Raw genomic sequence first — 20,644 nt, 5'->3', positions numbered from 1 at the left:
AGACCAGCGGACGACACACGCCCAGAAGACCCCGACCCCACAATTCAGTCACCGACCACAATGCATCACCTCAGTCGGTGGATCGAGGCTAAATGCTGTCGTACCCCGCCGATACAGTGGCGCTGTCGAATCGATCTAAAGCACAAGGAGACCCGTTGCCCGCTCTCAACGACAACGATGCTGCGCGTAACCTCGGGGGCCGGTCATCTCGATCGCAGCCTCCGGCACCAAAGTCTGTCTGCCCACGTTGGCAATTCGCCTCGACAGTCAATGCAGACCGCTATGCCGTGATTGCCGACCACGACCACGACTACTCCGGATGGGCGGTGGAGATCGCCCACCGGGGTGACACCCATATCGGTCAATTCTCGCCGAAAACTTTGTGGTGCAACGATAAGGAAGACTTCAACCTCCTCGGGCTGGGCCCGTCCGCAGCCGGATGGGCGGCACCCATTGAAGGCGGCGCGATCCTCGAAGCATTCATCACCCCGACTGGCACGCGCATCGAGATCGACAAGTGGGTCTACACAATCGAATGGCTCGTCGAGTCGCTCGCCGACCAGCCCGTCGCGTTGATTATCGACCTCGGTCCGAACGACTACGTTCAGAACGAGGACGATCCCGACGACGTCCCGTGTGCTCAGCTGCAGGTCATGGCCGACGACGTGTACATGGTTCGCCGCTCACGCACCGAACTGGGCCATCTCATGTTGGCCGACTACTCGACTGCCAGCGTCACCCTCGACAAGTGGTACCTCCAGGAGCACTTCGATGACTGCACCGACGGTTACATGTTCACCAGAGATCGCCGCCTGGCCGCGGAAACGTGCGCAACCTGGTTCCGCGACAACCAGGGAGCCAAGATGGCCAGCGAACTCGGTTGCAACTACCGCTACGCCGACGAACTGCTGCCCGAGTATCCGACCTTGTTCTGAGGTGGTCACCTCAGAGGACGCAGCAAACGGCGGTCAGTTACCGCACAGGTTGGGATCGATGATGTAACCAGCCTCGCAGCCAGACTGGGTCTGCTATCGCCCGATGTTGGCGGCTCGCCGCACGCAATACCACACCTATCGGCACCAAAGACGACCGATCCGTCGGGCCTGTAGCAGCTATCGGTGGAGCAGGAGAAACTGCGACTGGACGTAATGCCCACTGGGGCTTGACCGTTGCGGCAAGATCTGGATAGCTCGAGCCATTGGACGAGTTCCGACATGTAGTACCATCACACTGGAAAGTATTGGCTTCTCGCTCCGAGCGGTGGTAGCTCTCGCCGTCGAGCTCGTCGAAGCACCACTGAAAAAAGCACCTTCGGTGGCGGCGATGGTCGCCGAGCGAGACACAACTCAAAACCTGGCGCAGTTCATAGAATCGAACGATCTCACCAGGGTCCGAACCCGCTATTTATTAGACCGATAGCAATGTCGTGGGAAACGCCCCACGGCTTCCACGGTTCAAGTCCTCTCCATTGCCCAGTCACTAGATCAGAGGTGTTCCATCGTCGTAATGTTGGAAATCCTCTCGCCATTCCTGTACCGCGAAGAGTCAGGTACATGATCCGAAGAATGAGAGACACGAACGCTAGAAACGGCATCCAGTCGTTCGACATCTCGAATAGAACAAGTCGAGATCCAGGTCTTCAACTCTGCGTCGTGCTCAAAAGTCCTGACGGTTTCGACTCCGCCAGCAAGGAAGGGCTACCTCGCTGCTAGCACTGAAACTATTCCAACCACGACTTACGCCCGAAGTACCCGTCAACATCGTCCCGCTCATCAATCATGCGGTGGCCGGAAGAGTGCCCTGTCAAACTTTGATATTCCAGGCTGGCCAAGTCAGGCTGACACAACTCGCCAGATAGCGATCCCCGTGTCACAGGCGCGGGTCTTTGATCAGCGTGGGTGTCGGCCGCTGGACTGTTGCCGATGGTCGCGTCTGCGATACGAGCAACGATCGGGTCGTCGCGAAGTTCAGCCATGATCGCTGTCGAGCGTTGACGGACATCGTCGGCGGCCTGTCGGTAGGCGCGCGCAATCAGGTCGGCCAGCGCTTCGGGCCCGCGTGACCACGCGTCGTGAGCGATTGAGAGTTCGGTGAGTCGACCGTTGGCGTCTGTCCGAACGTTGACACCGTCGAGTTGCGTTTTTCCATGGACTTCGGCAACCGCCTGTTGAAGTCGTCGAACTTTGGCACCAAGTTCTTCGCGGGTCACAACGATTGTCTCCTAGGAATCACGTAAGTCATTCGGGGCGTGGTCAATTGCTACCGTCCGGCCATCCTGGGTAGGCCGGCTGCACCGGGGGTGGAGTGTCCCTGGCGTACGCATCGCGAGGGATGACGGTTGGCGCATCCGGATATAGCGACCGCGCCCAAGGGACGCATCGACCAGTTCCTGAAGTGATCGGGTCGATATCGACGAAACCGTCTATTTCCCAACCCCTGAATTCGTTGCCGGTCGGTGCCTGCCAGTTCGGACGATCGGACGCTGGTACCGACGGTGAAGACGAGGGTCCCGATTTGAGGACGCCGGTACGGATGAACCTCGATCGTTGCTCTCCTCCATCACCCTCAGTAATGCGCGACGGAACGAACCGGCCATCCACGAGTTTGTCCAGGCCGACGGCGAGCACGCAAGACAATACGTCGAAACCGACTTCAGTCGGGATAATTTGCTGAATATGACCGTGAATCGTCCCGGCGAATGGGCCTTCTCCTGTGTCATCCTCGAACCCCCCGAACAACCCGCCGCCGCCCCGACTGTTCGAGTTGTCCGCGAAACCGAGATAGGTGTAATCGAGACCGATCATCAGCCCGATAGCAAACGACTCTTCAGATGCGCGAACCAAGGTCCCCTCGGCAGACAAGAGGTCGATTCCGGGTTCAGCAGACCAGACCATCGTGGCGTCACGCAGTTGATCTGGCACTTCGTAGAAATCGGTGGCGGGCCAACGCGGTACCGAAGTTGTTTCTAGGGCCAGGCGGTCATCAACGGCAGAATCGCACGCTGTGACAACGGTGAGCGTCATCGCCAGAACGGCGACGAACATCCGGGGCCATTTAAGTACCCTCATCCGTAAATCCTCGTTGGCCATTTGTTGTTCAAGCTTCGGGATGCTTCATCACTTGCCAACCAATCCAAAATTTCTCCGCTGGTCGGATTATTTCCCACGGGGCGAATCGCTGTCGCGAGAGGGTATCGCTGTCCATCACCTGTAGCAGTACTGACGTATTCGTCAAGATGCGTGATTCCGGCACCGTTGATCAATTTCAAAACGACTTGGGATTGTTCGTAGCGCACCTTCGGCGCGTCCTCGCCAAGATACGCCCTTTCTGCTTCGGAGTACGGAAGTAACGACGCACCGCCGTCGCTCTTGTACACATCTGGTACGTCATTGATGTCGATCCCGCCATTATTGACAAGCGCATCCAGAATATTTAGCGTCCTGAAATCTTCGCTGCCCCAAGTACTTGCCGAGTACGAGTCGCCGCTCGAATCGAACTCGAATTGCGTTGCGTCAAGAGTGATTTCCCGGGCAGCTGGAGCAGCGAGGTCGTCCACAGACAACACATAGGGCTTCAGGAACTCGGAACCAGCTGCGACGGCAATCCCTCCCGGACCCATTCCACCGGCAACTATTTGCCCAGCGGTCCACGCCGCGGTGAACTTCGAGTTCCGTGCTTCGGCGGCTTCCTGCTTGTCGAGCCCGTCTTGCACGCGCTGGTCCATTTCCGTACTGAGACCGTGATCGACGAGCCACTGCAACCGGTAGGCCTGATCTCCGAGATCGCTGTATCCGGTTGTCGCGAATAGTCGATCCATCCGCTGACTCTCGGCCAGCGCAGTGCCGTTGATGATCTGACTGGCCTGATCATCGGTGTCGAGGATGCTGAAAATACGAAGCGGCTCGACGGGTCCGCCAATGTAATCCTTGCTGCCGCCGAACTCACCGAATCCGTTGGTTTGGGTGACGTCGCTGGTCATACCGGTCATGTCGCCGACGAAGGGGGCAAGGGCTTCGGCGACCTGTCCTGCAGTCCCCTCCCCGATCTTCCCTTCACCGGATAAAAGTGTCGTGTAATTGTTCGTTCCATCGGATGATTCGGTACTGGCCAGAATCTCTGCCAAGCCTCGGGCGGCGGACCCAGCGCGCACCGAATTCTCGTATTCCGGTGTCCCTTCGGGCGCGGTCGAGTGTGCCTCGCGCGGAATCCAATCCGTGAGAGATGCCATGGCCGTTCCGTCGTCGCGCTGCAGCAACGGCATCACAGCAGTGTCAGCGTGGTATCCGGATCCGAGGATATCCGGTCCTCCTTCGCCGGTGAGAATCGCGTGCACGCCGTCCGTATTACGGGAACCAAGCTCGATCGCCTTCTCGAGGGTTTCCGCGTGACCAGGATTGTCTACGGGATCGTTGCTGAAGGGCAGGGCTCCGCCATGGGCATCGATCGCCGCAGTGTGCATGCCCTGCCGAATCAGTTCGGTCGACAGCTTCGTCCCGGGCTCATTGCCCGCTTCTGCCAACGCCATGGCGTCGAACAGTTTCCTCTGGCCCTCGACGAAGTTCTTCTGGTCGTCCACGATCGGACCGTCATCGGGATACGTCATCGCGTTGCTGTCCAGGCCGTCGATACCGCGACTTGGACGAGTCGAAATGAGGTCGCGTATGTCCTGCGGCAAGTTTTCGTAACTACCTGCACCCGTCAGATTGCCGTCGGCATCGCGTCCGGTGCCGACCTTCTCGTTGGACAACACCAGGACGCCATTGGCGAGTGAGGCTGCCGCCTGTTGCCCCGCCGGACCTTGCGATTGCAGCTGTTGGCTTGCGGCCGTGAAGCCGTCGACGCCGGCGGTGTTATAAAACTCTTTCAAATATTGCTGGGTGCTCGCCGGGATCGTTGCCGTATCACCGTTGAGGTATGCCTCAAGCTGCGCAGGCTCCACACCTGTGGCACGCAGGTCTTCGATGAGTTCCGCGAGTACGTCCGCGGGGATCGGCTCACCGTCGTCGACGGCGTCTCGGATCTGGGTGCCGATCTCCTTGCCGTCTTCGCCCGACAGCTCTACCGAACCGAGGCTGGTACCGCCGGGCCCACCGTGTTGTTCGAGGTCGGCCAGACCGCCGTCCACCGCCGATTTCAATGCTGTCAGAGCAGATCCACAGTAAGCCAAATTCTCTTTCAGGCTGACCTGGAAGTCTGCTGCTTGCCGGTCGAGTCGGCCCTGCAGCACTAGGCGGAGGACGTCACCGTCGGTACCGGGAACTGTTGGGCTGGAGACAGTTCCACCAGGTCCCACAGACATGCCGTGGCGATCGACTGCCGCGTCCCGGGTGTTGACTATCACCGAACGGGACGCGTCGATCGTCTGCCCCTGGCTGATCAGAGCGTCCCCGACGATGTCCGTGGCGCGTTTCGACTCCGACGCAGTGAGAACTTCCGATACCGCACGCATCGACGCGGCCGCGCTAGCATCCCCTCGCCAAGTACTCGCACTCTTGTCGACTGCGAGGTCCACTTCCGCCAGGCAATCCGTTAGAGCGATCCCCGCCGACTTCATCGCCTCTCCTGCCGTGACCAACGTCAGCGGTTTCCACGATTCGACCTGAGGGATCGTCGGCATCGTCACTGTCCGAGTCCTTCGGTGAACGAGCCGAGCTGTCTACTGAACGCTTCCTCGACCGCTTCGTAAGTGGCCGCGGACGAGGTCGCCCCATCAGCCAGAGCCTGCACAGCGCTGCGGTGTTTGGCCACAGTGGTCTCCAACGTCGTCACTATCCGCACCAGAAGATCGCCGATACCCGCATCGGGCATCACCACCGCTCCAACGCTTACCTTGGCAGGCCCCGCGATGTCCGCGACCGTGTTCGCCTTGGCACTCAGCTGTGCCCCCAGCGACCTGATCTCATCGAGATCCGCTCCCAGCAATTCCCCCAACAGATTCTCTCCCCCAAGAGTTACTTCACGGTGTGGCCGCCACATTCGCCAGAGTTCGACGAAATTGCCCCGGCGATGGCTTTCCCAAGGCAGCAGTCTGCCACAACTACGAGCCGGTGAGCAGTTTCAGTTCTTCATGGACGTGGTGACCACCCCCGCCGGAGTAACAGCCGGTCCCATTGAAGGCCCTGGTCACTGGACGTACCTTCAGCTTGGATCCAGCAGAACAGCAACAACTTTGCACAAGTCACGCACCTCCGCCATCGTCGGTGACAACTCGTACGCATGGTGGTGGCACACGTTGCTCAGTCTGTTCCATGCAACGGCAGCCGCGTCGGCTCGTTCTGTCGTATCCAGTGACCGCAGGATCACCAGCTTCGAGCGCATGTTCGCGCCGGGCACATCCGCACCCAGGGCTCGGCACCGCTCGTCGACCAGCTCTTCGAGCGCTTGCCGGGCGAGGAATGCGGCGAGGCGCGAAGAACTGCCTGCAGCACCGACAGTTCCGTCGAGCAAACGCTCCGCGTTTCGAAGCCCGACTGCAGGTGAAATCGCGGTCGTCATGACGCCAAAATCCCGTCGACCATTCTGCCCAGATCTTTCACGGCGAGGGCATCGACCGTCACCACCTCACCGTGCGTGCCGGCGTTGGCGAGCTTGAGCGTCGGGCCTCGCTCGGCTCGATAGCTCAGCCACCCGCCCAAGCTTCCCTCGGGATCGTCGAGCACCGCTAACTTCAGCCTGTTCGTCGTCTTGTTCGCTGCCGCCCAGCGCTGCTCCGTGTCCTGCCGTCCCATACCCGCACGGTGCTCCTTGGCGTAGAACACCTGCTGCGCTGCGGATTCGATGGCGAGCCGGAACAGACCCGGCGCTACTCGCCGCTTGACCTCGTCAGGCACGCCCTCATCCTTCACCAGCGCACGCACGTCGTCGACGTACCTCTTCGCCTGATTAAGCGTCTCCTTGACGTGAATCTTCGACCCGGTCTCGCGGGTGACCTCGAGCAACCGCGCATCGACGGTGAGTTGCCTTATGGCAGTGGCTAATCGGTCATCGTGCGAGAAGACGACGACTTGCCGAGTCTTGGCCAGGATCGACAGCACCCGGATGAATCCATCGATCTTGGCCGGGTCCATGGCCTGGATCGGATCGTCGAGAACGATGAACCGGAACGGACTGTTCGGCGTCGTCGCACGAGGGATGAACAGCGCCAACGCCAAGGCGTGCAACTCGCCCTGGCTCATCACCGACAACGCCTCCGACGGTTCACCGTCGACCGTTCCCTTCAAAACAGCTTTACGCCGAGTATTGGTTCCCTCCAAGCTGATCGCACCGATATCCACGTTGCTCTCCTGGCGGAGTTCGCTCCAGATGTCCCGCGCCTGCTCGGCAATCGGTTCGAGCCGCTGGTTGCGTAAGTCGATGGCGTGCGACGTCATCCACTTCTTGGCCGCTTCCAGACTGGTGACGGTCGCGTCCGTCTTCGCTGCCGTTTGCTCCATCTGCACCCACGACGCCAACCGTGACGCGATGGGCGCCCAAGTGTCTTCCCGAGCTTTGATAGCCGCTGCTGCCTCATGACGCAGCAGCCCGCCGGACTCGACAACGGCAGGCAACGTCGCACTGAGGTGCTCTGCGAGCTCCGTGACTTCGTCAGGTGCAGACCGGACCTTCAGGACGGCCTCTTGGTACGACTCCAGCGATGGGAGTTCGACGCCGTCGACCGCTGTCGCGTCGGTCAGGTCGTCGATCAGTGCGGTCGCTGCACGGCGAGCGTCCTCGAAGTCGCGACGAGCCTTCTTGAAGAGCGTGAGCTTGTCTTCTTCGTCGGACATGCGCGTCCGGGCGTGTTCGGCCCACGCGTCGTCGAGAGTCCCGGTTTCGCAGACCGGGCAATCGGTGGTGCCGGTGTCGGCGTGCAGTTCCAGGGCGGACATCAGCAGCGCGTTACGTCGTTCGACGATGGCAAGCGCGTCGGAAGCCAGGTCGACGGTGCCAGCTATCGCCTCCCGGAGCGCTACGACGACAGTGTCGACCTGCTCCTTCAACGGGATTGCCAGGCCGACGATGGCTCGGAGGCCGGACAGCGCCGAGGATTGCGTCGGTGCGGAGCCGGTCGCGAGCGCCTGAACCGCATCGACGTCCGGAGCTCGCTTCTTCAACAGGGTTGCGGCCGACTGGGCCCGGTCATCCGTCGATTCTCCGACAATGTGCTTGAGTTGCGCCAGCGCTTCTTTCGCTTGTCCGCGCGGCACTTTCGCGTCCTTCAACGCCGATGCGAGCCGCTTCTCGGCGTCAGCGATCTCGTCGAGCCCGAGCAGTTTGGCAAGCGCGTCGTACAACGTGGAGGGACTGTCCTCGATGAGACCGCCGATCTCGTCGTACGACAGGATCGGGCGGTGCAGTTCGATCGCCGACTTCCACCCGAGCCCGTTGGTGCCGGGCGAACGTTTGGCCTTGCCGATCTGAGTCCACGTCGAGTTGTCGGGGAGCAATGCGTCCGCAGACCAATCGACGCCGACGACGGCGGGTTCTGAGCCCTCGATGGTCAGGCCGACACGGATCTGGCACTGCGACGACTCGTGCAGGTTCCGCCAGGTGTCCTTCCACAGCTTCGCCTTGTTCTCCCACCGGTAGCTCTTGCCGGTGACCGCGAACTCGAGTGCCTCGGCGAAGCTGGACTTGCCGGATCCATTGCGTCCGCTGACGATGGTGATGCCAGGTGCGGGATGCAGCTTCAGTTCGGACTTCGGGCCGATGCCTCGGAAGCCGGCCACCTCGATGGACGTCAGGAATGCTCCGACGGGCTTCTCGATGACTGCCTGCGCCGCGCGCCGAGTCTGCAACAGCGTGACGCCGTCGAGCTGGTCGCTGAGCTGGTCGGTTCCTTCGAGCGCCGCCAGCACCAAGTACTTCGCGTCGTCGGCCAGCCCGTTGTCTGCGTCGATGGCGTCGAATACGACCTCCACGAGCGGTCTGTCCACGGCCTCATCGGTTCCGGTCACGGCACTCCCCTGTCGTTTCGAACGGTCTCCCCAACCAGACCACACAGTTCCATATCGCACCGACAGTTCGCACAGTGTCCACGGATGATCTCGGGCGATGACGGATTCGATCACTGTCGCCACCTGCTGACGGGCGCCCGAGTGCGCGAAGAACGCTTGTCGGCAGCGTGGTCGCCCTGCACTATCCGCACTCTTGACTAACTTTGACTGGGTCAAAGTATACTAACGAAGCCGCTATTCGACGTTCGGACGAGGAGCCGCCTTGACCTGGCCCACACACCGCTACGAGACGCAGGCATGGAATCCGCAGCAACGGCAGGGCTCGAAGGCCGACCGCATGCTCGAAAGCATCGAGGTGTCGATCCCGCCACCCATCGGCGATCTCAATTATTCGTCTTCCGGCAGCATCGCTCAATCCCAAGAGGCCGCCGTCATCGCAGTCGCTCGACTCGAAGCCGGATTCGGCGACCATCTTGCGCCCCTCGCCGACTTCTTGCTTCGGAGCGAGTCTGTAGCTTCGTCGAAGATCGAACGCGTCGACGCCGGTTGGCGTGCGTTCGGTCGCGCATCGGTCGGAGGTAAAGCCAGTACCGATGCTCTGTCCCAGCTGGCCGCCGTAAAGGCGCTGATTGCGATGGTCGATGCAACCGGCCGTGGTCCGATGACGCTCGCAACGCTCCTCGATGCACACCGCTTACTGATGGCCCCAGATTTCTACGCGGCGCGCGACAGCGGCCACCTTCGAGACGTTCAGAACTGGATCGGCGGCAGCGACTACACCCCCATCAACGCGCTGTTTGTCCCTCCACCACCCGAACAAGTTCCCGCCCTGATGGATGACCTGATGGTTTTCGTGAACCGAACCGACGTGCCGATCATTGCGCAAGCCGCAATCGCTCACGCGCAGTTCGAATCCATCCACCCCTTCACAGATGGCAACGGCCGCATCGGCCGTGCACTGATCAGCGCTGTCTTGCGGCGTCGTGGACTCACACGGCGGATCACGGTTCCGCTCGCTTCGGTGATGCTCGCCGACACCAGTCGCTACTTCGATCGACTCACCGAATACCGCGCAGGTCGAGCCGACGAATTCGTCGAGTACCTCGCATCCGCCGCTGTTCACGCCAGCGAAGCTGCAGAAGAGTCCGCGAGGGCACTTTCCGAACTCCCTGCCCGCTGGAAGCAGCTAGCCGCGCCACGCGTGAATTCCGCGGACGAAGCCATAATCTTCCGTCTACTCGACACGCCAATCCTGAACGCGGACATGGCGCAACAGATCACTGGCACTACCGACGCCAGCACCTATCGCGCGCTCGGACGGCTTACCGATGCGGGCGTCCTCGAACTGATCTCCACGAGCAAACGCAACCAGATCTGGGCCGCTACCGACGTGCTCGCCGAATTGGATGCCCTGAGCAACGCAATCGGCCGGCGCACGACAAGTCACCTCTGACCGCCGCTGGTAAGCCCACCCACGGCCTCAGCACGATCCGGGTGAAGACAGCGAGGCGCGGCACGCTTCCCCCACGCCAGCCCTCGCGCGCACGACCGTTCTCGGTCGGTAGGGGAAACACCACGTTGTCGACAGATGGACCAAGATGACCGTGTGACCTTGTGGATACTTGCAGCCGGAGTCGAACTCGCCGCGATCGTGGCGCTCGGCGTTCTCCTCGTCGTGTCCCAGAAAAAGCTTCGTGACACACGGAGCGCGCTCGAGCGCGCCCAGAGCAACTCACCTCGCCGTCGACGACGTGGGCTCGCCCCGCTTGCTATCAAGACGGCATTCGATACTGCGGATTCCCTGTTCCAGAAAGGGTTCGGCGCGACTGTGCGCAACTCCGTCGAAGACCTTGCGGGGTGGGCCAGAGTCGAACGCCCGGATCTGGCGCGAATGATTGCCGACGGCGACATCGTGGTCGTCTTCTCCGACATCGAAGGATCCACTGCACGCAACGAAGAGTTGGGCGACCGCGGGTGGTTGAAGCTGCTCGAACGACACAACAGGCTCATCACCAAGCAGGCTGAGAACCACGGCGGCCACGTCGTGAAAAATCAGGGTGACGGTTTCATGATCGCCTTCTCCGACCCAGCTGAAGCTGTGCGGTGCGGGCTCGAGGTTCAGCAGGCCTTGCGCGAGAAACCCGATCGATGGAACCAAATTCGGGTGCGCATGGGCGTCCACGTGGGTAGTTCGGTGCGCCGAGGTGACGACCTCTTCGGGCTGAACGTCGCTATGGCGGCGCGGGTTGCAGGACACGCGGATGGCGGCGAAATCCTCGTCAGCAAATCAGTGCGAGACGCAATCAGCGCGGCAGAGGACATCACACTCGGCGCACCGCGGACAGTCGAACTCAAAGGCATCAAGGGTAGTCACCAGTTGTATCCAGTCGAGTTACCTACCGCCGACGCCGTACGACAGTTGAAATAGTCCGCAAACTAGCGAACCGCCTCGTTACCCTGCGCTGCCGACACCACGAGATTGCTTGCAGACAAAGCATTTCCGGATTTCACGGCGTCCGTCCAGTCCGACGTCGTAGCGACCGCGGCGAAGTTCGAGTGGTAGAGCACCATCAGTGCCTTGTGCAGCTGTTCAGCCGAGACGGTACCGGCCTCGTTCGATAGATTGATCGCACCGGTGGCGTCGGAGAGAATCTCGGTCGTCACGTCGAGTACCTCGGCGTCTGCTGCGGATGCCAGGTCGCAGTTGTTCGTCATGTAGCCAACGATCGTGACGGTATCGACGCCCTCGGCCGTCAACCATTCAGCGACGCCGGTACCCGCGAAGACACTGCTGAACTTCTTCTCGACACGCTTGAACGACGGCTGAATCTGCGCCTCGATGTCCGGATGCAGTTCGTACGTCGGGGTCCCCTTCACGAACGCAGGCGCTCCGGCCGGCATCTCATGCTGCACGATCGCGACCGGAAGGTCATGGGCAGCAGCCACTTCGAGGGCACTGACGATGTTGGCCAGCGACTCCGCCCTGGGCGGGTACTGGATCTGCAGGACGCCGTCGAAGTATTCCTGCTGGACGTCGACGACGACAAGGGCTCTGCGTGGTCCGGTCATGGCGTTCACTCCTGAAGTAGTTGTCTCGGTTCGGTTCCTATCTTTCGGCAGCGAAGTTGCACGCGCTAGTGGCACAGATGCATACTTTCGATGGATTTGCGCCAAACTTTCTGGAGGCCCAGCATGAAAATCGCGCTGTACGCGTTCGACGACATCACGATGTTTCACCTCGCCGCACCGCTGATGGTCTTCGGCGAGGTCGCGCGGCTCGGCCTCGCATTCGATTGGGAAACACAGCTGTGGTCCGATCGGGGCGGATCGATCCGGACCGCTGAGGGCTATGCACTCGGCGACCTCTCGGGCCCGAGCAGCGTCGACTGGGCCGATATCGTCATCGTCCCATCGTGGCCCGTCACGCTCCCGCCTATCGGAGATGCTCTGCGGGCCCAGCTGCGCGGCGCGCACCAGCGCGGAGCAGAGATCGCCGGCTTGTGCCTCGGTTCGTTCGCCGTCGCGGACACCGGACTACTCGAAGGCCGCTCAGCCGTCACGCACTGGATGAAGATGTCTGAGCTACGCGAGCGGAATTCGCAATTGGAACTCGACGAGTCGGTGCTCTACATCGATCACGGCGATGTCATGACCTCCGCAGGCACGGCGTCGTCGATCGATGCCTGTCTGCACATCGTGCGCAAGCATCTGGGGTCGGGGGCCGCGACACGAGTCGCGCGTAGCCTCGTCGTCGCCCCGCATCGAGAAGGCGGTCAGGCGCAGTACATCGAGCGCCCTCTCACCCGTGCCGCCGAGGACACGGCCATCGCCAACGTTCTCGAATGGTCGCTCGGCCGACTGAACGAACCGTTGCCGATCGAGCGGCTCGCCGAACGGGCTCGAATGAGCCGAAGGAGTTTCGTTCGTCAATTCCAACTCGCTACCGGGGTCACGCCGGCGCGGTGGGTTCTCGAGCAGCGACTCGCCGAATCACGCACTCTTCTCGAAACGACGACCTGGAGTATCGACGAGATATCGGCTGCCTGTGGCTTCGGGAGTGCCGTCACGTTCCGTCAGAATTTCGTAGCAGCGTTCGCGGTGACGCCGACGGCGTATCGGAAGCAGTTCACTCACGATGAAAAAGATGCACGACGCTAGTACCTCTAGCTGAACACCCAGCCCACTACCGCCGCAACCATGCAGAGGAAGAAGACCATCTCGACGATCCCCTCCGCCGCACCGCTGCTGCCCTTCTTGCTCATTCCCCACGCGCCCGGCGACGATCGGCCTCGGAGAAGCCCGCAACCGGTGGGGCCCCGAGTATCTGAGCCCGCTTACGGTCCTGATAGCTCGCCACCGAATCGAAGGCCGCAGTGACTCCGACAGTCGTCGACACGTAGGTCATCGACTTGTCCCGTGCAAAGCCCAGATCGGTGCCGACATCGACGGCATCGATGTTGGACCCGAGGAACACGAAGTCCCACTGGTAGTCCTTCTCCTGCTGCGCGATCAGCTCGCGCACAGCGGTATTGGTCCACTCCTTGCTCGCGTTCTCGTGACCGTCCGTCATCACCACAACGGTGACCGAGCAGGGGCGCTCGTCCTCGGACACTGCAGCGAGTTCGGCGCCGACGTCGGTGATGAGCCGGCCGATGGCGTCGTACAGCGCGGTGGAGCCGCGGGGCCGCAGTACCAGCGGCGGCACTGTTCGGATCGGCTGCGAACTGTAGACCAGCTCGTACTGCTGATCGAATTGCGCCAGCGTCACGACGGTATTTCCGTCCTGCTCGCGCTCTTTTCCGATGAATGAATCGAACCCGCCGCGGGTGTCGTCGGCAATGGAATGCATCGAGCCCGAACGGTCCAGCAGAGCAACGACGAGAGAGAGCTGTGGATTGGTCACATGAGCCTCCTGAAGAAATGCGTCGAAGCGACGCGATGAAGTGATGTCGAAAACGATACCGAGTGGTACCGACAAGAATCGGAGCTCGCAACGTCCGCCCAGGTCAGGCACGGTCGAGCAAGTAGGCCGTCACCTCATCCCAGGTCTTGTACGGTTCCTCCCCGTACTGAAGCCATTCACCTTCGAATGCGCTGGCGCCATTCTTATCTCGGTCGTCGACCAGAAAGTCCCCGCGGTTCAGGTTCTTGTGGTGCGAGAGAATGAGACGCTTGTACGCGACCGATCCGTCCTCGAGTCCAAGGTGCTTCTGGACCCACAGCACCTTGTCGTGCCATGCGCTCGCGTTCTTCCACGGCGCCGTGGACAGGATGTAGGTGTCGAAAACTGCTGCGAGCGTGCGGTATGCGTCGAGCGCACCCTCGATGGGATCCATCTTCGAGAAGATGTGTGGTATCTCGTCGAGGTCGCCCTCGTATTCGACGAGGTCAGCTGGGTCGGTCTGGTCGATGCCGGACTGGAAGTTCACCAGCGTGTTATCGAGATCTATGTAGAGAATTTTCTTGGCCATGGCAGACACCTTTCGTCGACGCACCGAACGAGGTACATCGGGAGGGGAGGAATGGCGGGAACATCACCGCCGAAATGCAGAACCTGAACCCGTTCTGCATTTCAATCATGACACACGGGGCCGACAACATCCGTGGGTAGGCTGATGCACGTGGCCAGCTGGTTGGTAACGCGGGTTCGCCCGTCACCGATTGATCTTTTACCGGGCCGGAGCCCTCGATGATCGGAGCACGAATGCTGAAGAAGACTCTCGCCGCAGCTGCACTCGCAGTAGGGTTCGCCGCACTCGTCGCGACGCCGGCCGCTGCCGAGGGGCCCTACGACAACATCTTCACAACTGAGGTGACGGAGCACTTCGTCAGTGCGTTCGATCCGGCCGCCTACGGATCACGCAGCGGGGACTCCATGATCATCAGCCCGTTCGGGACAAGTCAGCCGATCTGGTGCTTCAGTTTCCACGGACAGGGTTCGTGCTGGCAGACTGATCCGTCGGGCGTCGACCACACCCTGGGGTCGGTCCAGATCCCGACGGGTTCGTCTGCAGGTAGTTTTCGCACGATTGCCATCTACAACCCATTCTGATCGCATGTAGTAGCAGTGGATTTCAAGGCTGTGGCATTGTGCTCGTAGTCGGGCCACGAGCCGGCCTGTGATGTGCTGACTTCCGTCATGGGTCGTTCAGTCGATTGACCGAATCCGGTCTGCAGCCGTGTGGAGCACTCCACGCTGTACTCGATCGAGTACAGCGTGGAGGAAAATCTGGCATGTTGCGCCCGGGTTCAGCCTCAGCATTCTCCGTCGCAGGCGTGTTTTGCGTTGCGTGACCGGTGATTGCGCGTAACCGAGGCTGCAGGAACGTGGATGCCATCTTGTCGGAGCTACCCGCTACAGTAGAGACATCGGGCCGAGCCTCCAGGCCGCCCACATTCCCCGCACCAACTTTGCAAGGACACCTATGACCTTATTTGGAACTGCCGACGTCGTCGGAAAAACCTTTCGGAAATTGCGACCCCACGACATGGACGCCGCGATGCTCACGCTGTCGATCAACTACGAGGTCGCCGATCGCCCCCTCCTACAGACCGCGATGGGTCTCGCATCCCAGGCGCATCGTGACCAGATCCGACCCGGGGAAAACGGTACCGCCGAACCGTACATAACTCATCCACTGCGAAATACACTGCGACTCATACGATTCAACTGCCGCGACGAAGAGGTCCTCGCCGCAGCAGTCTTGCACGACACCGTCGAAGACCAACCCGTGCGACTCGTCGAACTCATGGATGGCGACCACAGCGCGAGTCCGCCCGCCGAAGCCACACGGTTACTTGCAGCGCATTTCAACACAACAGTGTCGGACACCGTCTGGGCCGTCACCAACCCCCCGCGTCCGGCTGGGCTCTCCAAGGAACAGAAGAACACGGCTTACGTCGAGCACGTGAAAGCCGTCATCGCCGATCCGCGAGCCTTTCTGGTGAAAGTCACGGACTTCATCGACAACGCCGGTAGCCTGAGCGCTCTCACCGACCTCGACAAGCGAAATCGATTGCGCGCCAAATACGCACCGCTGGTGCCGATCTTCCAGCAAATGGCACTAAGCCACGGAACCGAGCTTGGACTGCATCCCGAAGGGCGCGAGCGGCTCACCAGTTGCCTCGACGTGCTGGCCGAATCACTGCGTGAGGAATCCGAATCGTCCCAGGGATCCCAATCCGACTGACCCCTCGCCCTCCGGAATCGACCCTGCCCAGTGTGGGATCAACAGTTGTTGGGCTCGCTAAGTTTCACGACAGATAGGACCGCATCGCCTTCTTCGATCGGCATCCCAACAGCCGGTGTCTGGTCGACGACGATCCAATTCGAGTCGTTGACCTGCATGCGGCCGGCACCGGATGCGTCCTCACTCCGGGAAAAGAAGACCCCTGCATCCTGGATCAAGTTCTGGGCGGCTTGAAGATTCATGCACACCACCGGAGGCATCAGAACCGGGGCTGCCACCGCCTCGGGGGTCACGACTGCCGGTGGCGCCTGCGCTGGCTCAGGAGCGACAACAACGGGACGCGTCGTAGTTGTCGTAGTAGGCGCGACGGTGGTTGAAGCGACACTGGTGGTGTCCGAGGCTGCCGTCGTATCTTCGGCGGAACTGCAGGCAGAGACTATTCCTACAAGTCCTACTGCGGCAGCGACGCCGATTGACCTCACCACGCGATTCCGGGTCCGACTAGCAGCAGAACTCGAACTGTGGCTGAACTTCGTCATGCTCGACGCCTTTCTGATGTCCGCACGTTATCGCAGCGGAGTGACGCGAGATAGATCGCAGTTTGCTCCTCACCGTTACACCGAACCGACCGTCACCTTTGGTCGAGAACCCAGGGCGCCTTCGATCTCCGACCATGTGCACACTCGATTCCGAGCCCAACGAATTCGCAGTCAGTTGTCCCGCCACGCCAATGCAAACTCGATTGTGAGCTCATGTGCCCACTCCGTGACCAAATCCAGCAGCACCACGACGCGTGGCAATGGCAATACAACAATTGGGACCGCCACAACAACGGGTACCCGACCCCGCCGCCACCACGAGGCGGAACTCCGTTGTTCGGCAGCTCCTAACCCGTAGACCCGCCCGACCTCCCTGCAGCCGAGTGGCTGCAGGACTGGGTCGTGCTCACCCCATCAACCGAATCCGATGTTGCACTCTGAGATTCAAGTCACCGATACAGACGGCACCGATCCGACTATGGTGAGCAGGAGTCCTGGCATCGGAGGTAAATCGCATCATGGCATCGAAAATTGTCATTCTCGGCGCGGGTTATGCAGGTATCAGTGCAGCGCATCGGCTTTCCCGCCGCGGCGTCGATGCGGATGTCACGATGGTCAATCCACGAGACCAGTTCATCGAACGAATCCGCCTGCATCAGTACATGTCCGGTACCTATACCGCGGCAACGCGGCTCGATTCGATCCTCCCCGCCTCGACCGAACTGAAGGTCGACGCGGCCGAGTCGATCGACATCCATACCCGACGAATTCAACTGTCCGGTGGCGCTCTCGACTACGACTACCTGATCTATGCGGTCGGAAGCCACAGCCGTACCGAGGCAATTCCGGGTTCAGCGACCAACGCAGTCACGATCGGAACGTTCGAACCCGCACAACGCGCACGCTCGCGCCTCCAACAGCTCCCACCTCGCTCGACAGTCACGGTCATCGGCGGCGGACTCACAGGAATCGAAACAGCAGCAGAGCTCGCCGAGAGCACCGGTCACAACATTCGGTTGATTTCCGACCAGCAACTGGCCCCCACCGTCAGCGAACGCGGGCGACGCCGTCTGTATACCCATCTCATCGACGCAGGCGTCGAGATCATCGACAACACGGCTGTGGTCGGTATCGGCGCCGGTAGCGTGGAATTGTCGGGCGGGACTCGCTTGACGAGCGATCTCACGGTAGACGTGGCCGCATTCGGTGTCCCTGACCTCGCCGAGCGCAGTGGGCTGAACACGGACTCGCGCGGAGCCCTGACCGTCGACGACAACCTCATCAGTACCAGCAGTTCGACGGTGATCGGCGCCGGAGATGCCGCAGCAATCAGTAGTTCCCCACTTCGGATGAGCTGCCAAGCTGCAATCCCAACCGGCGTTCACGCTGCGGAGACCGTTCTGCGCCTGGCAGCTGGCACCACACCGAAACAGCTGCGTCCCAAGTTCGCCGGCCAATGCATCAGTCTGGGGAGGCGCGACGGATTACTTCAGCTGACCAACTCTGCCGATGTTCCACGATCACGCGCAATGCTCACTGGGCGTCAAGCCGCGCTGATCAAAGAGCAAATATGCTCATCCACGATGTGGTTCGGCCACCGCGGTCCATTCAGTTACAGCTGGTCGTAGGTGGCAACAAATTTGAACTCGTGAATCGGGAGGTGAACCCGGCGTCGCCGACGGACCATTCAAAGCTAGATGATGCCCCTCCGAATTCGTTCACGCAACGGCGGCGGCATGAATATCGTCTCAGGCCTGATCTCCAAAATTTCCCGTCGGCTCTCATCGCTCACGGCCATCGCCCTCAGTACAGCAATGAGCGTATTGGGCTCTGCCGCCATCCAGCTGGCGGGTAATTGGAGATAGTGGTCTGTATCCCATCCGAGCCTGCCATCCTTGTCGAGAGGTTCACGAACCCCCAGCCGAATCAGAGGGTCACGGGACGTCCACAGTCCAGTCGTATCGAGCCGGACTGCGTCCGCCACATCCACGATGGAGGCCCAGGGCACCACCAGGTCGGCACCGATTCGGACAAAAGGCTGCCTACCTACCGTTCGTATCACAACATCACGGTAGATCTCGATGCCGGTAGCTGGCCGAAAGAGGCTGAACAGCATGGCAACAACCGCAAGAACAACACCGCAGATCGTAGCGAATATCGCATGAGGGGAGCTGTTGCGGGAATCCGGCAGCATCACTTCGATCCCGCTCCAAAAAGTCAGCGCAACAGCCGCGTAGTACACGCTAGAGCAAAGCATTGAAATGATCAGCACTCTCATTGTCAAAGCTTCCGGGCCTACTCGAATTCCTTTCCCGTACAACTTACTTTCGCAACCGGTCAACCGAGAAGATTGCCTGACCCATCTGAAACCCGCCCCACGGAGCGTCAGCCACCCACCACACCCACATAGAACTCCGATACCTGCGAATCCGATCAGACCGACTACTGACTCCGCCTTCCACGCCAGAATGCACCCCACTGCAGCACCCAGCAAGATCACGAGCGAAGCGAGTATCTGCATCGGCCTCAACGTCTGCGGCCACACTGGTAACCATTCGACGGTTCGTACAATGCCAGCTGGTGTTGTATCCATTTCGTCCACTGCGTTACTCCCAGATCCATTGACCGAATTTGGGAACGCCGTAGGCCAGAGCTGCCCCCATCGCCACTCCTACCACCAATCCGGCCGCGGTGCCTGCGCCGGGGATCACGGAACCGACAGCTGAGCCGGCGATCCCAGCTGCGGCGATTTGACCCAACGCTCCCCCCACAACGACTCCGGTCACCGCTCCCGCACCCTCCGTGACGATCGCCTTGGTCGGATCCATACCGCCCTCGATGTCATTCGAAATTGCAGGTATGGTCCCCAACGCTGCTCCCACTGGTCCCAGTCGACGACCGAGCCCCAGTGCCAGATCGTCGGACGAGGCTGCAGCGGCGGTCTTCAAGGCGTGTCCGGTCGCGTCCGAAAGCGTCCCGATCGTGACACCTGCGGTCATAGCTTGAATATCGGGGCGCCACGAAAATCCGTCGTCTTCGCTCAGCGCCAAGTGGCCAACGATCACCTCTGACGAACTATCCTGCAAATCGAAGGTTCGGCCGCGCACTCGGTCACATACTCCGAGTGCAGCGTGGTTTGCTTGCTGAAGAGCATCGAGTACGGAGAGCGTCGCTTCCTGCGTTCTGATCTGCAGAGCGAGGACCGCGTCCTCCCCCAGTGGCCCCGCAATCTGATCCAGGGAGGCAATTGCTCGGTCGGCCGTCACAACGCCGTTGTCAGCGACTTCGAAACCATTGTCGGCAAGTTCATCGATGACGGCCACCAAGTTCGAGCGCACGGAGTCGACTATCGATGCCGAGGCCGAGAACTCCGTAGCCAACGAAGAAAAGGCATCAGCGAGAGCCGACAAGGTCGAACACTCGGATATGACGCGCTCAGCTGCGGCAACGGCGGCGTCACCGTGCCACGGCTCTGCAAGGACGTTCTGCTCTGCCGCGATGCTTCCACACCGCCCGTAGATCACCCTGGAAATACCGCGGAGCCCATGTGAACCAGCGAGCAAAGACTGACTGTTCCAGGCGCGAACATCCCCAATGCTTAGCGTCATTCGCGACTATTCATTGAGCGAAGCTGAACTGCGAACTCATCATCGGCGACGCGATAGTCCTCGGAAGCTCCTCGTGCAGACCGTGCAATTGTGTCCATACGCTGTGACATTCCATCGAGCGCTGTCGAAGAGATACGCTCGCCCTCGGCGCACAGTATTTGTAGATCTGTCCCGGGCAGCGCATTCTGCGCTGACCAGAACGGTCCAAAAACGTCAATACTTCCCACGGTGTCGCTCGCGTCCTGGGCTGCGGAAGCGAAACGCCTCAAAATTTCCGGATCTACTTCCATCACCACACCCATCGTCGGATCTACGTCACCTACCGTTTGGACGCAGCGAAGGAGCGTCTGGTTCCAGGTGCCGTCTCTGAA

General features: G+C 60.7%; 19 protein-coding genes. 7 read left to right on the top strand and 12 right to left on the bottom strand.

Annotated elements, in window-relative coordinates; genetic code table 11:
* Window positions 1-155 precede the first annotated feature (155 nt).
* Window positions 156-935, top strand: a complete 780-nt coding sequence (locus E5720_RS22075; RefSeq protein ID WP_247596000.1) for a hypothetical protein — start codon at window positions 156-158, stop codon at window positions 933-935.
* A 785-nt stretch (window positions 936-1,720) separates the two neighbouring features.
* Here E5720_RS22075 and E5720_RS16335 read toward each other — a convergent pair.
* From E5720_RS16335 to E5720_RS16310, 6 genes are all read right to left on the bottom strand, one after another.
* Window positions 1,721-2,209 carry a YbaB/EbfC family nucleoid-associated protein gene (locus E5720_RS16335; protein WP_168708365.1) on the bottom strand — a complete coding sequence of 163 codons (489 nt, stop codon included), beginning with the start codon at window positions 2,207-2,209 and terminating at the stop codon, window positions 1,721-1,723.
* 43 nt (window positions 2,210-2,252) lie between these two features.
* The gene (locus E5720_RS16330; protein ID WP_136171518.1) at window positions 2,253-3,068 is read right to left on the bottom strand and encodes a hypothetical protein; all 816 of its coding nucleotides are present in this window, start codon (window positions 3,066-3,068) and stop codon (window positions 2,253-2,255) included.
* Window positions 3,065-5,623 carry a hypothetical protein gene (locus E5720_RS16325; RefSeq protein WP_136171517.1) on the bottom strand — a complete coding sequence of 853 codons (2,559 nt, stop codon included), beginning with the start codon at window positions 5,621-5,623 and terminating at the stop codon, window positions 3,065-3,067. Before E5720_RS16325 ends, E5720_RS16330 begins: the two co-directional genes overlap by 4 nt.
* Window positions 5,620-5,931: a hypothetical protein gene (locus E5720_RS16320; RefSeq protein WP_136171516.1), complete on the bottom strand. Its 312-nt coding sequence runs from the start codon at window positions 5,929-5,931 to the stop codon at window positions 5,620-5,622. Before E5720_RS16320 ends, E5720_RS16325 begins: the two co-directional genes overlap by 4 nt.
* 207 nt (window positions 5,932-6,138) lie before the next feature.
* Window positions 6,139-6,495 carry a hypothetical protein gene (locus tag E5720_RS16315; RefSeq protein ID WP_136171515.1) on the bottom strand — a complete coding sequence of 119 codons (357 nt, stop codon included), beginning with the start codon at window positions 6,493-6,495 and terminating at the stop codon, window positions 6,139-6,141.
* A complete protein-coding gene (locus E5720_RS16310; protein WP_136171514.1) occupies window positions 6,492-8,936 on the bottom strand; it encodes an AAA family ATPase in 2,445 nt (814 codons plus the stop codon). Before E5720_RS16310 ends, E5720_RS16315 begins: the two co-directional genes overlap by 4 nt.
* 262 nt (window positions 8,937-9,198) lie before the next feature.
* Between E5720_RS16310 and E5720_RS16305 the strand changes: the two genes are divergently transcribed.
* Window positions 9,199-10,389 (top strand): Fic family protein, encoded by a 1,191-nt coding sequence (locus E5720_RS16305; RefSeq protein WP_136171513.1) that lies wholly within the window; start codon window positions 9,199-9,201, stop codon window positions 10,387-10,389.
* A 153-nt stretch (window positions 10,390-10,542) separates the two neighbouring features.
* Window positions 10,543-11,364, top strand: a complete 822-nt coding sequence (locus E5720_RS16300; RefSeq protein WP_136171512.1) for an adenylate/guanylate cyclase domain-containing protein — start codon at window positions 10,543-10,545, stop codon at window positions 11,362-11,364.
* An 8-nt stretch (window positions 11,365-11,372) separates the two neighbouring features.
* On the opposite strand, the gene E5720_RS16295 is transcribed toward E5720_RS16300, so the two are convergent.
* Complete coding sequence (locus E5720_RS16295) at window positions 11,373-12,005, bottom strand: isochorismatase family protein (protein WP_136171511.1); 633 nt, start codon at window positions 12,003-12,005, stop codon at window positions 11,373-11,375.
* Window positions 12,006-12,128: 123 nt separating this feature from the next.
* Between E5720_RS16295 and E5720_RS16290 the strand changes: the two genes are divergently transcribed.
* Window positions 12,129-13,094, top strand: coding sequence for a helix-turn-helix domain-containing protein (locus E5720_RS16290; protein ID WP_136171510.1), 966 nt, complete (start codon window positions 12,129-12,131; stop codon window positions 13,092-13,094).
* A gap of 100 nt (window positions 13,095-13,194) precedes the next feature.
* On the opposite strand, the gene E5720_RS16285 is transcribed toward E5720_RS16290, so the two are convergent.
* A complete protein-coding gene (locus tag E5720_RS16285; RefSeq protein WP_247595999.1) occupies window positions 13,195-13,839 on the bottom strand; it encodes a VWA domain-containing protein in 645 nt (214 codons plus the stop codon).
* A gap of 103 nt (window positions 13,840-13,942) precedes the next feature.
* The gene (locus tag E5720_RS16280) at window positions 13,943-14,407 is read right to left on the bottom strand and encodes a hypothetical protein (protein WP_136171509.1); all 465 of its coding nucleotides are present in this window, start codon (window positions 14,405-14,407) and stop codon (window positions 13,943-13,945) included.
* 218 nt (window positions 14,408-14,625) lie between these two features.
* Between E5720_RS16280 and E5720_RS16275 the strand changes: the two genes are divergently transcribed.
* Together E5720_RS16275 and E5720_RS16270 are read left to right on the top strand one after the other, a co-directional pair.
* Entirely contained in the window at window positions 14,626-14,988 is a 363-nt protein-coding gene (locus E5720_RS16275) for a hypothetical protein (RefSeq protein WP_247595998.1), read from the top strand.
* Window positions 14,989-15,361: 373 nt separating this feature from the next.
* Window positions 15,362-16,126, top strand: a complete 765-nt coding sequence (locus tag E5720_RS16270; protein ID WP_136171508.1) for an HD domain-containing protein — start codon at window positions 15,362-15,364, stop codon at window positions 16,124-16,126.
* 38 nt (window positions 16,127-16,164) lie between these two features.
* Here the strand turns inward: E5720_RS16270 and E5720_RS16265 are convergent, their stop codons facing one another.
* A complete protein-coding gene (locus E5720_RS16265) occupies window positions 16,165-16,608 on the bottom strand; it encodes a hypothetical protein (RefSeq protein ID WP_247595997.1) in 444 nt (147 codons plus the stop codon).
* A gap of 575 nt (window positions 16,609-17,183) precedes the next feature.
* Between E5720_RS16265 and E5720_RS16260 the strand changes: the two genes are divergently transcribed.
* Window positions 17,184-18,293, top strand: coding sequence for an FAD-dependent oxidoreductase (locus E5720_RS16260; protein ID WP_136171507.1), 1,110 nt, complete (start codon window positions 17,184-17,186; stop codon window positions 18,291-18,293).
* Between the two features lie 65 nt (window positions 18,294-18,358).
* On the opposite strand, the gene E5720_RS16255 is transcribed toward E5720_RS16260, so the two are convergent.
* Window positions 18,359-18,943, bottom strand: a complete 585-nt coding sequence (locus E5720_RS16255; protein WP_136171506.1) for a hypothetical protein — start codon at window positions 18,941-18,943, stop codon at window positions 18,359-18,361.
* Window positions 18,944-19,271: 328 nt separating this feature from the next.
* A complete protein-coding gene (locus E5720_RS16250) occupies window positions 19,272-20,273 on the bottom strand; it encodes a hypothetical protein (RefSeq protein WP_136171505.1) in 1,002 nt (333 codons plus the stop codon).
* Window positions 20,274-20,644: the final 371 nt, after the last annotated feature.

Origin of the sequence: Rhodococcus sp. PAMC28707 (genome assembly GCF_004795915.1) — a bacterium.
Taxonomy (GTDB): domain Bacteria; phylum Actinomycetota; class Actinomycetes; order Mycobacteriales; family Mycobacteriaceae; genus Rhodococcoides.
This window is presented reverse-complemented; position numbering and strand designations above follow the sequence as displayed.

What these genes read in the sequence shown, in the direction of transcription:
- E5720_RS16315 (WP_136171515.1), bottom strand. Translation starts at nt 6,495, where the DNA reads ATGACGACCGCGATTTCACCTGCAGTCGGGCTTCGAAACGCGGAGCGT.
- E5720_RS16275 (WP_247595998.1), top strand. Translation starts at nt 14,626, where the DNA reads ATGATCGGAGCACGAATGCTGAAGAAGACTCTCGCCGCAGCTGCACTC.
- E5720_RS16270 (WP_136171508.1), top strand. Translation starts at nt 15,362, where the DNA reads ATGACCTTATTTGGAACTGCCGACGTCGTCGGAAAAACCTTTCGGAAA.
- E5720_RS16260 (WP_136171507.1), top strand. Translation starts at nt 17,184, where the DNA reads ATGGCATCGAAAATTGTCATTCTCGGCGCGGGTTATGCAGGTATCAGT.
- E5720_RS16255 (WP_136171506.1), bottom strand. Translation starts at nt 18,943, where the DNA reads ATGAGAGTGCTGATCATTTCAATGCTTTGCTCTAGCGTGTACTACGCG.
- E5720_RS16290 (WP_136171510.1), top strand. Translation starts at nt 12,129, where the DNA reads ATGAAAATCGCGCTGTACGCGTTCGACGACATCACGATGTTTCACCTC.
- E5720_RS16330 (WP_136171518.1), bottom strand. Translation starts at nt 3,068, where the DNA reads ATGAGGGTACTTAAATGGCCCCGGATGTTCGTCGCCGTTCTGGCGATG.
- E5720_RS16295 (WP_136171511.1), bottom strand. Translation starts at nt 12,005, where the DNA reads ATGACCGGACCACGCAGAGCCCTTGTCGTCGTCGACGTCCAGCAGGAA.
- E5720_RS16250 (WP_136171505.1), bottom strand. Translation starts at nt 20,273, where the DNA reads ATGACGCTAAGCATTGGGGATGTTCGCGCCTGGAACAGTCAGTCTTTG.
- E5720_RS16280 (WP_136171509.1), bottom strand. Translation starts at nt 14,407, where the DNA reads ATGGCCAAGAAAATTCTCTACATAGATCTCGATAACACGCTGGTGAAC.